The sequence below is a fragment of the Mesorhizobium sp. M0217 genome, from assembly GCF_040321955.1.
GTDB lineage: Bacteria > Pseudomonadota > Alphaproteobacteria > Rhizobiales > Rhizobiaceae > Mesorhizobium.
In genome coordinates this window covers 31,903-44,952 of record NZ_JAMYSN010000015.1, presented here as the reverse complement: position 1 = coordinate 44,952, position 13,050 = coordinate 31,903, and the positions used below count along the sequence as shown (strand labels likewise).

Here is a 13,050-nt window from a genome sequence, read left to right as displayed (position 1 = left end):
GCGGCGGCTTCCGGCAAGCAGAGCCTTCATCCTGATATAGGACGCTTTAATTGTGACAGAAGCCGTCATCGCGCTGAAAGACATATCCCTGACCCTGGGCCAAGGGGCTTCGTCTGTGCATGTGCTGAAAGGCGTCAGCCTTGACGTGACGCGCGGCGAGGCGACCGGCATTGTCGGCCCTTCGGGTTCCGGCAAGTCGACCTTGCTGATGGTGCTTGCCGGGCTGGAGCGGGTCGATTCGGGGACGGTGCGGATCGCCGGCGAATTGCTGAACGGCAAAAGCGAGGACCAGATCGCCTCTTTTCGGGGCCGAAACATCGGCATCGTCTTCCAGTCCTTCCATCTCATTCCCAACATGACGGCGCTCGAAAATGTCGCGGTGCCGTTGGAACTGGCCGGCCATGCCGATGCGTTCGGTGTCGCGGCGCGCGAGCTGGCGGCGGTGGGCTTGAGCGACCGCGTCACCCACTATCCGGGCGAGCTCTCCGGCGGCGAACAGCAGCGCGTGGCGATCGCCCGCGCGCTGGCGCCGTCGCCGCGCATTCTCATCGCCGACGAGCCGACCGGCAATCTCGACCAGGCGACGGGGCGGCAGGTTGCCGACCTTTTGTTCGCCAAGGCGGCCGAGCGCGGCATGACCTTGGTGCTGGTCACGCACGATCCGGCCCTTGCGGCGCGCTGCTCGCGCCAGGTGTCGATGCGCTCGGGCCGCATCGAGGATGCGCCGGTAGCGCAGGTCAAGGTGCCGGCCTGATGCCACTGTCGCAGACGCTGAAGCTCGCGTTCCGCTTCTCGCTGCGCGAGATGCGCGGCGGGTTGTCGGGTTTCCTGATCTTCCTTGCCTGCATTGCGCTCGGCGTCGCTGCAATCGGCGGGGTCAATTCGGTGGCGCAGGCGATCACCGCAGGCGTTGCCGACCAGGGCCAGACGCTGCTTGGCGGCGACTTGCGCTTCCAGCTTAACCAGCGCGATGCGACGCCAGCCGAAAGCACCTTCCTCGACCGCCTCGGCACTGTGTCGCACAGCGCCAATATGCGCTCGATGGCGCGGCTGGAAGACGGCTCCGACCAGGCGCTGGTCGAGGCCAAGGCCATCGACGACGCCTATCCGCTCTATGGCGCGCTCGAGACCGCGCCGCAGCTTGGCAGAGAGGATTTGTTCGGCGAGAAATCAGGCGTCTTTGGCGCCGCCGCGCTAGACCTGTTGTTCGACCGGCTGAATGTGAAGATCGGTGACCGGCTGAAGGTCGGCAGCGCGACATTCGAATTGCGGGCCAGGCTGGTGAGCGAACCGGATGCGGTGTCGGACGGCTTCGGCTTCGCGCCGCGGCTGATGGTCTCGACGCAAGGGCTTGCCGCGTCCGGCCTGATCCAGCCGGGCAGCCTGGTCGAGAATGCCTACAAGGTTCGGCTGCCGGCCGGCGCCAGCGAGGCCGATCTCAAGGCCATCCAGGATCGGGCGGCGAGCGATTTCCCCGAAGCCGGCTGGTCGATCCGCACCCGCTCGAACGCCGCGCCGGCGCTGTCCTCCAACATCGAGCGCTTCTCGCAATTCCTGACGCTGGTCGGGCTGACGGCGCTGGTCGTCGGTGGCGTCGGCGTTGCCAATGCGGTGCGCGCCTATCTCGACGGCAAGCGCGGCGTCATCGCCACCTTCAAGAGCCTTGGCGCCTCGGGCGGCTTCGTCTTCACCGTCTATCTCGTGCAGATCCTGATGATCGCCGGCCTCGGCATCGCGCTTGGCCTCATCCTCGGCGCCGCCATGCCGTTTGCTGCCAGCGCTGCGCTCCAGTCGGTCATTCCGGTGCCGGCTAAAGGCGGCTTCTATCCCGGTGCGCTGGCTCTTGCCGCGCTGTTCGGGCTGCTGGTGACGCTTGCCTTCGCGCTGTTGCCGCTCGGCCGCGCCCGCGATGTGCCGGCGACCGCGCTGTTTCGCGAAATGGGTTTTGAGGGCCGCGGCTTTCCACGCCTGCCCTATCTTGCCACGGCGGTCGGCATCGCGGTCGCTTTGGCGGCGCTCGCCATCCTGTTTTCCGGCGACCGGCGCATCGCCTTGATCTTCGTCGGCGCGACGGTCTTTGCCTTTCTGGTGTTGCGCCTGGTCGGTGCGCTGGTGCAGTGGGTGGCGCGCAAAAGCCCGCGTGTGCGCTCGGTCGCGCTCAGGCTCGCCATCGGCAACATCCACCGGCCCGGCGCGCTGACGCCGTCCGTCGTGCTGTCGCTGGGCCTCGGGCTGACGCTTTTGGTGACGCTGGCGCTGATCGACGGCAATCTCAGGCAGCAGATCTCCGGCAGTCTGCCGGGACGGGCGCCGAATTTCTTCTTCGTCGACATCCAGAATAGCGAGGTCGATGCCTTCTCGACACTGATCGGCAAAGAGGCGCCGAAGGGAACGCTGGTCAAGGTGCCGATGCTGCGCGGCCGGGTGATGGCGCTGAACGGCGTTAGTGTCGACAAGGCCAATGTGCCATCGGAAGGCGCATGGGTGCTGCGCGGCGATCGCGGCCTGACCTACGACGCCAAACAGCCGGCCAATGCGACATTGACCGAGGGCAGCTGGTGGCCGGAGAACTACAGCGGCGAACCGCTGGTCTCGTTCTCCAACGATGAAGGCAAGGCGCTCGGCCTGAAGCTCGGCGATACCGTCACCGTCAATGTGCTCGGACGCAATGTAGCGGCCAGGATCGCCAATTTCCGAGAGGTGCAATGGGAGACGATGGGCATCAATTTCGTCATGGTGTTCTCGCCCAGCACCTTTGCCGGCGCCCCGCATGGCTGGCTGGCGACGCTGACCGAAAAGGATGCCACGGCAGCAGAGGATGCCCGCCTGCTCAACGCCGTCACCCGCGCCTTCCCGGCGGTGACGACAGTTCGGGTCAAGGACGCGCTCGACGTCGTCAACCGGCTGGTCGGCCAGCTCGGCACGGCGATCCGGGCCGCGGCCGGCGTGGCGCTGATCGCTTCGGTGCTGGTGCTGGCCGGCGCACTCGCCGCGGGAAATCGCGCCCGCATCCACGATGCCGTGGTGCTGAAGACGTTGGGCGCCACGAGGCGCACGCTGATCGCGGCGTTTTCGCTGGAATACATGCTGATCGGCCTGGCCACCGCGGTGTTTGCGTTGGCTGCCGGCGGCATCGCCGCCTGGTACATCGTTGCCCGCATCATGACGTTGCCGTCGCATTTCATGCCGGAGGTGGCAGTGGCGACCTTGGTGTTTGCGCTGGTGATCACGGTCGGCATCGGCCTTGCCGGCACCTGGCGGGTGCTCGGGCACAAGGCGGCGCCGGTGCTGCGCGACCTCTAGGCCCAAAACGGCAAGGTTGGCCGAATCTGCCGTTTCCGATTAAATCTTGGTAATGTGCAGTCAAGGAAGCCCAAGAAAACCGGCTTCCGGAGATTCACCAAGCGTTGCAGCCCGTTACGGTCTTGTTCTTGACGTCAAGAACCATCATATTTCGCCACAGGCATGCTGGAGCCCCGCCAGCGGCGCCCAGGTCCGAAAGGGCCTGACACCGTACGGGGCAGAAGCAACAGAGGATTCCAATGGCTGAGCCCATTCGCAACTACCAGACTTCGGCCGTGCCGGGCGCGCGCGCCGACATCGACCAAGGCCTGCGCACTTACATGCTCAAGGTCTACAATTTGATGGGGCTTGGCCTCCTCATCACCGGCGTCGCCGCCTGGGGCGCTTTCCAGCTCGCCGTCACCGGCGACGGACAGCTGACCGCTTTCGGCACGCTGATCTATGCCAGCGCCTTCCGCTGGGTGGTCATCCTGGCTCCGCTCGCCGCCGTCTTCTTCCTGTCGTTCAGGATCCAGTCGATGAGCGTGGCCGCGGCGCAAACCACCTTCTGGGTCTATTCGGGCCTGGTCGGCCTGTCGCTGTCGACCATCTTCCTGGTCTACACCGGCGCCTCGATCACTCAGACCTTCTTTGCCACGGCGGCCGCCTTCGGCGCGCTGTCGCTCTACGGCTACACGACCAAGCGCGACCTTTCGGCGTTCGGCTCGTTCCTGGTCATGGGCGTGGTCGGCCTGGTGATCGCCATGCTGATCAACATCTTCCTGCAATCGTCGGCGCTCGGCTTCGCTATCTCGGCGATCGGCGTGTTGATCTTCGCCGGCCTCACCGCCTACGACACGCAGACCATCAAGGAAATGTACTACGAAGGCGATCAGGCCGACGTTGCCGGCCGCAAGGCGATCATGGGCGCGTTGAGGCTATATCTCGACTTCATCAACCTGTTCATGTTCCTGCTGCAGTTCATGGGCGATCGCCGGTAGGCGGTCTTCCCATCAGGCAACTGGACCAGCTGATATCAAGAGGGCGGCCCAACGGCCGCCCTTTTCTTTTGTGCCGGCCTTTGCTGTCATGGAGGCAGATGAATCGTCTGCATAAATTATGAGCACTATTTCCATCCGCGCGGCCTTGGAAGGCGACCTCGGCCGAATCACCGAGATCTACGCTGACGCCGTGACGCATGGCACCGCGAGCTATGAGCTGGAGCCGCCCAGCCGCACTGAGATGGGTACGCGCTTCGACAGCCTGACGGTGGGGGGCTTTCCCTATCTGGTGGCGGAACGAGGTGGCGCGCTGCTCGGCTACGCCTATGCCGGCGCGTTCCGGCCGCGCCCGGCCTACCGCTTCATCGTAGAGGATTCCGTCTATGTCGCGCCTGATGCGAAGGGCCAGGGCGTCGGGCTGCTGCTGATGCAGGCGCTGATTGAAGCCTGCCGTATGGCGGGCTTTCGCCAGATCGTCGCGGTGATCGGCGACGGCCATGCAGACAGCGCCTCGGTGCGGCTGCATGAAAAGCTCGGCTTTCGCCATTCCGGTCGCCTGGAAGGCTCCGGCTACAAGCATGGGCGCTGGCTTGACACGGTGTTCATGCAGCTGTCGCTGAATGGCGGCGTAACGGTTCCGCCCGATCCGCATTCGCTGCCGGAGCGGAAGTTTCGTGAGAGCCTGAGGAGGGGAATTGAGGAGAACTGAAGAGAACTGAAGAATTGAGGATCCGAATAGCTGAGAACAAATCCTGCGGTATTTCGACCGTTACATCCTCTTTTTTCAATTCTTCAGCTCTTCAATTCCCCAATTTTCAATTAGGCCTGGACAATCTTCAGCTTAGCATCGAAGACGTTGAGCACGCGACCGAGTTCCTGGCCGCGCTTGAGGATTCGGCCGCCGGCGGCGATGACGGCGAAGGCGCCTTGCCGGCGTGCCAGTTTCGGATCCTTGACGATCTGGAACAGCGGCACTTCGCTGGCCCGGCGGAAGACTGAAAACACAGCCCGATCAGACAGATGATCGATGGCATAGTCGCGCCATTCGTTGGCGGCGACCATGCGTCCGTACAGCTTCAGGATCTCGTCGAGTTCACGCCGGTCGAAACGGACCGGCTGGTCGAGGCGTTCGCGTCGCGCCTCGTGCAGCGGGATCAATATTGCGGATGCGTCCCCATCCTCCGTCCCACCGCTGCGATCGGTCATCCCGCGATCCCTTTGAAAATGAATCTCGCTTGCAGAAGTTGGCGTGTTCGCCGTGGAATTGCAAGGCCCGGCTAACCATCCCGGGACCGCGCTGTTTTCGCAACGTCCAGTCACTTTTATAAAACGCGGTGTTTGAATTGGTGATGCCTCGCCACATTTCTGCCTTTTTTTATCCGCGCTCATGCCCCAATGTCCGACGAATTTACCGGCGTTGCCTGAGACGGTTCGGTCCGGCACCGGCTCGTAAACCCCAAGCCCCCCGCCCACGGGTCTGCGTCGGATCGAACCAACCTCGGACTTTCCTCAGGGAGAGACCGGGTGCGACGATCCCAAAGCCTAAATGACCGACGTCAGAAGCAAGCTGACGTCGGTTTTTTTGTTGGGCGGCGCCAGACACTTGTCGTCGTGATCCTTCACACCCCCTCTGTCCTGCCGGACATCTCCCCGCAAGGGTGGAGATCAGATTTCGCGTTTGCTTTCGCCAATCTCAAACGTGGGACAGGATGGCGGATGTGGCGAAGCTGCCAATCTCCCTCCTTGCGGGGGAGATGGCCGGCAGGCCAGAGGGGGGTGCTGTCCCGCCGATATCAAAAGATATGGACCAGCCTCTTAAGGCTTGTGAATAAACGCCGCGCCCAGAATAGGCCCCGGCAGGCCGTCCTTGCCGACCGATTGCAGCAGCACGGCGCAGCCGCCTTTCTTGGCGATCTCGGTCATCGGCAATTCGTAGCGCTGCGCCTTGCCGTGCCACATGCCGGCGGTCTGGATGCCGGTGACGGCGTTCCAGTAGGTCATGCTGCGGCCGGTGTTCTCGCCCTTGGCGATGGTCACCGTCTGCGGTGGTTCGAAATAGACGATGACGACATGGGCGTCGCTGGGGCCGCTACCGGCGTCGCCGGCATCGATCATGACGCGATCGCTGGTGCGGCTGACCTTGACGCTGACCCGCATGCCTTCACCGGATTTCTCCATGCGGGCAAGCGCGCCGTCGACCTCCTTGCGGCTGGCGCCGTTGACATGGCTGCGACCATTGATGACGGCTTGCGGCGTGTAGACGGAGCGGGTGCCGAAGGCGCGCATATAGTCATATTGCCGGTCGGTATTGTCCTTGCTGCTCAGCGTGTCCTGCCAGCCGAGATAGTCCCAGTAATTGACGTGGTAGGCGAGCGCGACGACGTTGTCCTTGGCCGCGAGCTCGGCAAAGAACGCGTCCGCCGGCGGGCAGGAATTGCAGCCCTGGCTGGTGAACAGCTCGACCACGCCCAAGGGCCTGTCAATCTGCGGTTTGTCGGTCTGGGTCGTTCCCGATTCCTCGGCGAACCCGGTCCCGGCAAGCGCCGAGAAGGCCAGCGCAAAAGCCGCAAGCCGCAGAGGGTGTCGAGGTGCCATGGTCGTTCCGATTCCCGCCGGTGACGCCGGCCTTGTTCTGGTTGCCCAGATTTGTGGCAGAAGCGACAGTCAACGGGAAGTCACGTTGCGGTGAAATTTTTGCTGCCGCAACCATGGGTATGGCCATCACAGGGGGAGCACTTCACCGCCCGGTTCGATCGGGAGCATGGCATCAGGAGCGTGGGGCAGATCTTGCTGAGCCCAGCCGGTTTTTACTCCTGTCGTACAGGGCGGGGCTTCGATCGGGTCGGGCAATGCTTTCGAAAGACTGGGAGTAGGGAGTAGGGAGTAGGGAGTAGGGAGTAGGGAGTAGGGAGTAGGGAGTAGGGAGTAGGGAGCAGGGGATGTCGTTCCCCGCTACCGCCCAATCCCTACTGCCTAAACCCTGGCCGCTACGCGGCCAGATCGCGCAGCACGTATTGCAAAATGCCGCCATTCTTGAAGTAGTCGAGCTCGTCCAGCGTATCGATGCGGCAGATGATCGGCACGTTCTTCACGGTGCCGTCGCCATAGGTCACCTTGGCGATCATCGTCTGGCGTGGCTTGATGGTGCTTATGCCGTCGATCTCGACCAGCTCGTCACCCTTGAGGTTGAGCGAGGCCCATGAGGTGCCTTCCTCGAAGACGAAGGGGATGACGCCCATGCCGACCAGGTTGGAGCGATGGATGCGCTCGAAGGACTGGGCGATGACGGCACGGACACCGAGGAGATTCGTTCCTTTAGCTGCCCAGTCGCGCGAGGAGCCGTTGCCGTATTCGACGCCGGCGAAGATGACCAGCGGCACGCCTTCCTTTTTGTACCTCATCGCCGCGTCGTAGATCGATTCCTCTTCCTTCGACGGGTAGTGGATGGTGTAGCCGCCCTCGCGGCCGTTCTCGCCCAGCATATGGTTGCGGATGCGGATGTTGGCGAAGGTGCCGCGCATCATCACCTCATGGTTGCCGCGCCTTGTGCCGTACTGGTTGAAGTCGGCAACGCCGACGCCATGGTCGGTGAGGTATTTGCCGGCCGGGGAAGCGGCCTTGATCGAACCCGCCGGTGAGATGTGATCGGTGGTGATCTTGTCGCCGAACAGGCCGAGCACGCGCGCGCCCTTGATGTCGCCGATCTTGCCGAAACCGGAGGTCATGTCGGCGAAATAGGGCGGGTTCTGCACATAGGTCGAGTTGTCGTCCCAGGCATAGGTCTGGCCTTCCGGCGCCTTGACGTTCTGCCAGTATTCGTCGCCCTTGAAGACGTCGGCATATTTGCGGGCGAACAGCTCACGTGTGACGTTCTTCTCGATGAACTCCTGGATCTCGGCCGAACTCGGCCAGATATCCCTGAGATAGACCGGCTTGCCGTCGCGGCCTTCGCCGAGTGGCTCGGTGGTCAGGTCCTTGGTGACGGTGCCGGCCAAAGCATGGGCTACCACCAGCGGCGGCGACGCCAGATAGTTCGCCTGCACGTCAGGTGAAACACGGCCTTCGAAGTTGCGGTTGCCGGAGAGCACTGCGGCGGCGATCAGGCCCTTATCGTTGATGGTCTTGGAGATCGGCGCCGGCAGCGGGCCGGAATTGCCGATGCAGGTGGTGCAGCCGAAACCAACCAGGTTGAAGCCGATCTGGTCGAGCTCCTTCTGCAGGCCGGACTTTTCCAGATATTCGGCGACCACCTGGCTGCCCGGCGCCAGCGAGGTCTTCACCCACGGCTTCTGCTTGAGGCCGAGCCGGTTGGCGTTGCGCGCCAAGAGGCCGGCGCCGATCAGCACGCTCGGGTTCGAGGTGTTGGTGCAGGACGTGATGGCGGCAATGACGACATCGCCATGGCCGAGATCATGGTCGGTGCCTTCGACGGCATAGCGCTTGTGGATTTCGGCAGCCTTCTTGTACTCGGTCTCCATCGCCTTGGCGAAGCCGGCCGGAATGCCTTCGAGCGGAACGCGGCCTTCGGGGCGCTTGGGACCTGCCATCGACGGCACGACGCTGTCGAGCTCGAGTTCGAGCAGGTCAGTGAAGACAGGGTCGGCCGAGCCGGCGTCACGCCACATGCCTTGCGCCTTGGAATAGGCCTCGACCAGGGCGATGCGGCTTTCCTCGCGGCCCGACATTGTGAGGTAGCGGATGGTCTCGCCGTCGACCGGGAAGAAGCCGCAGGTGGCGCCATATTCGGGCGCCATGTTGCCGATGGTGGCGCGGTCGGCCAGCGTCATGTTGGACAGGCCCGGGCCGAAGAACTCGACGAACTTGCCGACGACGCCCTTCTTGCGCAGCATCTGGGTGACGGTCAGCACCAGGTCAGTGGCGGTGATGCCTTCCCTGAGTTTGCCGGTAAGGCGGAAGCCGATGACTTCGGGCAACAGCATGGAAACCGGCTGGCCGAGCATCGCCGCCTCGGCCTCGATACCGCCGACGCCCCAGCCGAGCACGCCAAGGCCATTGATCATGGTGGTGTGCGAATCGGTGCCGACGCAGGTGTCGGGATAGGCGGTCGTTTCGCCGTCTTCCGTGTTGGTCCAGACGACCTGACCGAGATATTCGAGGTTGACCTGATGGCAGATGCCGGTGCCGGGCGGCACGACGCGAAAATTGCGGAACGCCTGCTGGCCCCATTTCAGGAATTTATAGCGCTCTTCGTTGCGCTCATATTCGAGCTCGACATTCCTGGCAAAGGCCAGTGGCGTGCCGAATTCGTCGACGATGACGGAGTGGTCGATGACGAGGTCGACCGGCACCAGCGGATTGATCTTCTGCGGATCCCCGCCGAGCGCCTTGAGGCCGTCGCGCATGGCGGCAAGGTCGACCACCGCCGGGACGCCGGTGAAATCCTGCATCAGGACACGCGCCGGGCGATAGGCGATCTCGACGCCGGCGGTGCCCTTGTCGGTCAGCCAGCCGGCCACAGCCTGGATAGAGTCCTTGGTGACGGAGCGGCCGTCTTCATTGCGCAAAAGGTTTTCCAGCAGCACCTTCATCGAATAAGGCAGCTGGGCAATGCCGGTGAGGCCGTTCCTCTCGGCCTCGACCAGATTGTAATAGACATAGTCCGCGCCACCCACGGTGAGGGTGCGGCGGCAATTGAAACTGTCGAGGGATTTTGACACGTGCGGTCCGTCCTTGTCTGTTCAGCCTGAAAGGGAACGGACGCCGATGGGCATGCAATCACGCGCAAAGGTGCGGGTACGGCCATTTCCGCTGTCCGTTCCCAGCCAACCCGAGCCGTTCAAGGCGGCGCGTGCGCTGGTTCGGCGCAAATTCTGTTCCCGTGCCGACCGCTGGCACGGATGTCCCGCATATAGAGAATTTTCTGGAATAGTTCTAGACAGTTGCGGAGCAAATTTGTGCGATGCGGCAGCTATCGCGCGGTAAAGTTTTCGGGACGGGCAGGCATGCGGCTGATTGCCGAAAATCTGGGCGGCGAACGCGGCGGCGAGACGGTCTTTTCCGGCATCGGTTTTGCGCTCGACAAGGGCCAGGTGCTGGTCGTCACCGGGCCGAACGGTTCGGGCAAATCGACGCTGCTCAGGGTCATCGCCGGGCTGCTGCCGAAGGCGCAAGGCGACGTGCGCATCGAGGGCGGCGGCGAGACGTTTCCGACGATCGCTTCGGCGGTCCACTATCTCGGCCACCTCAATGCAATGAAGGCGGCGCTCAGCGTGGCGGAGAATCTGCGCTTCTGGCGCGATTTCAACGGCGATGGGCAGTCGGGTGTGGGGGAGGCGCTGGAGACGGTTGGTCTCGGCGGCATCGGCCATCTGCCTTTCGGATATTTGTCGACCGGGCAAAGGCGGCGGGCGGCGATTGCGAAATTGCTGGTCAGTCATAAGCCGCTGTGGCTGCTGGATGAGCCGACGGCTGGGCTGGACAAGGCCTCGGAGGCGCGGTTTGCGGGGCTGATGACGAGGCATTGCGCGGAGGGCGGGATTATTGTCGCGGCGACGCATTTGCCACTGGGATTGGATGGGGCGAAGGAATTGAGGATGGGAGCAACAGGGTGATGTCGGCATTCCCGCCCACCCCCCTCTGCCCTACCGGGCATCTCCCCCGCAGGGGGGGAGATCAGATGTCATGCCGGCTTTCGCCAATCACCGGCATTGAAAAAGAGGCGTCAGCAACGGAACTGCCAATCTCCCCCCTTGCGGGGGAGATGTCCGGGAGGACAGAGGGGGGTGTGAAGGAACGCCACCTTCGGCAAGATGGCGATCAAACCGCAGGCGCGGCTCGCCAATGCTAGCCCTCTTCCTGCGCGACGTCCGTCTCTCAATCCGTGCCGGGGGCGGGGCGCTCACCGGCGTCATCTTCTTCCTCGCCGTCATCGCCACCATCCCCTTCGGTGTCGGACCGGACCTGAAGCTGCTCGCCCGCATCGGTCCGGCGATCCTTTGGATCGGCGCTCTGCTCGCCTGCCTGCTCGGCCTCGACCGGCTGTTTCAGGCCGATCGCGAAGACGGTTCGCTCGATCTTCTGGTGCTGGGCAATGACCGCCACATGCTGGCGCTGACGGTGCTGGTGAAGTGCCTGGCGCACTGGATGGGCAGCGTTCTGCCGCTGGTGGTCGCCGCTCCTCTGCTCGGTCTGTTCATGAACATGGAGCCGCTCAGCATCGGCGCCACGGCGCTGACGCTGCTGGTCGGCACGCCGGCCATCACTTTCATCGGCGCGGTCGGTGCGGCGGTGGCGGCGGCGCTGCCGCGCGGCGGGCTGCTGATCTCGGTGCTGGTGCTGCCGCTGACCATCCCGGTGCTGATCTTCGGGGTGTCGGCGAGCTACGGCGCGGTGGCCGACCCTGATCCGTTCCTGCAGCCCTTCCTCATTCTTGCCGCGCTGACGCTGTTTCTTGCCGTGCTGGGTCCGGTGGCGGCAGCACTGGCGCTGCGGCATGGAACGGACTGATATGACCGCTGCGGCGCGACGGATCAATTGCGAAGCCCCAGCCGCAAAGCTAAGAAAGCCGCAAAGCCATGGGAAGGCCATGATCGAGCACGACGAAGCGACGGTGGAAGGGGAGCGAAGCGCATGAGTGCACACGCACTCTATGTCGCGGCCGCCTATGGCATCACGGCGATCGTGCTGGCCGGGCTGATCGGCTGGATCCTGCTCGACCAGCGGACCCGCAAGCGCGAACTGGCGGAACTAGAAGCGGCCGGCGTGCGGCGTCGCTCGGACAAAGCCGGTACTGGGGCCAGCACTGGGGCCAGCAAGCCATGAGCACGGAAAGCGAAACGCCGGCGTCGCCGCACCGCCGCCTGATCGTGCTGTTGCCGCTGCTGGTTTTTCTCGGCCTCGCCGGATTGTTCCTGTCGCAGCTTTTGTCGGGACGCGACGAGGCGGCAGTGCCGTCGGCGCTGATCGGCCTGCCGGCGCCGCAGACCAACCTGCCGGCGCTGGAAGGATCAAACCTGCCCGGGCTGGATTCAAAAGCCTTCGCCGGCAAGGTAACGTTGGTCAACGTCTTTGCATCGTGGTGCGCGCCGTGCCGGGAAGAGCATCCGGTGCTCCTGGCGCTGTCGCAGGACAAGCGCTTCGTCATGGCCGCGCTAAACTACAAGGACCAAGCGCAAAACGCGCGCCGGTTCCTTGGTGATCTCGGCAATCCGTTCCAGGCGATAGGTGTCGACGAGGCCGGCCGCACGGCCATCGACTGGGGCGTCTACGGCGTGCCGGAAACCTTCGTCATCGGCAAGGACGGCAAGATTGCCTACAAGCATGTCGGGCCGCTGACAGGGGAGTCGGCGAGGGATGTTCTGTTGCCGCAGATTGAAAAGGCGCTCGCGGCACCGGGCTGACGTTGGCGCCATGCCCCCTCATCGGGCCGCTACGCGGCCCCCTCCTCCCCGTGGGGGAGAAGAGGGAAGCATCGGCACAGGCTAGCTCCTCTCCCCGGGGGGAGAGGTCGAATTGCCCGAATTGCTCATGCAATTCGGTTTGGCAATCCGGGTGAGGGGGCGGTGCCCCGCTGACGTTTGAAATGCTCAGCCGTAGATCTGCCTGTGGACCTGGTAGAGCATTTCCGAGCGGTCGGCGCGCAGGTCGGCCAGATCGCGGCTCGTCAGGTTTTCGATTTCCGCGACGAGGCGGTTGTAGTGGCGGCGCTTGGCCATCGAGGAGCGCGCGCGGGAGAAGAGGTTGTCAAAAGCCATAGCAAGGGTCCTTTCGTGCCGCATATCAGCGGTGAATTTGTTCCTCCCTTGGT

12 protein-coding genes are annotated in these 13,050 nt (G+C 63.7%); 8 read left to right on the top strand and 4 right to left on the bottom strand.

The window, feature by feature from the left end; all coding sequences use genetic code 11:
* The first annotated feature begins 52 nt into the window (after nt 1-52).
* From NKJ18_RS21900 to NKJ18_RS21885, 4 genes are all read left to right on the top strand, one after another.
* Nucleotides 53-754, top strand: a complete 702-nt coding sequence (locus NKJ18_RS21900) for an ABC transporter ATP-binding protein (protein ID WP_352759632.1) — start codon at nt 53-55, stop codon at nt 752-754.
* Entirely contained in the window at nt 754-3,303 is a 2,550-nt protein-coding gene (locus NKJ18_RS21895; protein WP_352759630.1) for an ABC transporter permease, read from the top strand. Before NKJ18_RS21900 ends, NKJ18_RS21895 begins: the two co-directional genes overlap by 1 nt.
* Before the next feature lie 239 nt (nt 3,304-3,542).
* Entirely contained in the window at nt 3,543-4,283 is a 741-nt protein-coding gene (locus tag NKJ18_RS21890; protein WP_023671726.1) for a Bax inhibitor-1/YccA family protein, read from the top strand.
* 118 nt (nt 4,284-4,401) lie between these two features.
* On the top strand, nt 4,402-4,992 hold the full coding sequence (locus NKJ18_RS21885; protein ID WP_352512820.1) for a GNAT family N-acetyltransferase: 591 nt from the start codon (nt 4,402-4,404) through the stop codon (nt 4,990-4,992).
* Between the two features lie 110 nt (nt 4,993-5,102).
* Here the strand turns inward: NKJ18_RS21885 and NKJ18_RS21880 are convergent, their stop codons facing one another.
* The 3 genes from NKJ18_RS21880 to acnA all read right to left on the bottom strand — a co-directional run bounded on the left by NKJ18_RS21880 (nt 5,103) and on the right by acnA (nt 9,961).
* Entirely contained in the window at nt 5,103-5,489 is a 387-nt protein-coding gene (locus NKJ18_RS21880; RefSeq protein ID WP_352497732.1) for a DUF2794 domain-containing protein, read from the bottom strand.
* Between the two features lie 609 nt (nt 5,490-6,098).
* On the bottom strand, nt 6,099-6,878 hold the full coding sequence (locus NKJ18_RS21875; protein WP_023683845.1) for a DUF1223 domain-containing protein: 780 nt from the start codon (nt 6,876-6,878) through the stop codon (nt 6,099-6,101).
* Nucleotides 6,879-7,270: 392 nt separating this feature from the next.
* A complete protein-coding gene (gene acnA / locus NKJ18_RS21870) occupies nt 7,271-9,961 on the bottom strand; it encodes an aconitate hydratase AcnA (RefSeq protein ID WP_352759628.1) in 2,691 nt (896 codons plus the stop codon).
* Between the two features lie 285 nt (nt 9,962-10,246).
* On the opposite strand from acnA, the gene ccmA reads away from it, so the two are divergent.
* The 4 genes from ccmA to NKJ18_RS21850 all read left to right on the top strand — a co-directional run bounded on the left by ccmA (nt 10,247) and on the right by NKJ18_RS21850 (nt 12,643).
* Nucleotides 10,247-10,855, top strand: a complete 609-nt coding sequence (gene ccmA / locus NKJ18_RS21865) for a heme ABC exporter ATP-binding protein CcmA (protein ID WP_352759626.1) — start codon at nt 10,247-10,249, stop codon at nt 10,853-10,855.
* A 229-nt stretch (nt 10,856-11,084) separates the two neighbouring features.
* Entirely contained in the window at nt 11,085-11,750 is a 666-nt protein-coding gene (ccmB, locus tag NKJ18_RS21860; RefSeq protein ID WP_352759625.1) for a heme exporter protein CcmB, read from the top strand.
* A gap of 123 nt (nt 11,751-11,873) precedes the next feature.
* Entirely contained in the window at nt 11,874-12,065 is a 192-nt protein-coding gene (gene ccmD / locus NKJ18_RS21855; RefSeq protein ID WP_352759624.1) for a heme exporter protein CcmD, read from the top strand.
* Nucleotides 12,062-12,643 (top strand): DsbE family thiol:disulfide interchange protein, encoded by a 582-nt coding sequence (locus NKJ18_RS21850; RefSeq protein ID WP_352759622.1) that lies wholly within the window; start codon nt 12,062-12,064, stop codon nt 12,641-12,643. Before ccmD ends, NKJ18_RS21850 begins: the two co-directional genes overlap by 4 nt.
* A 186-nt stretch (nt 12,644-12,829) precedes the next feature.
* Here the strand turns inward: NKJ18_RS21850 and NKJ18_RS21845 are convergent, their stop codons facing one another.
* Nucleotides 12,830-12,997, bottom strand: coding sequence for a hypothetical protein (locus NKJ18_RS21845; protein WP_023687680.1), 168 nt, complete (start codon nt 12,995-12,997; stop codon nt 12,830-12,832).
* Nucleotides 12,998-13,050 lie beyond the last annotated feature (53 nt).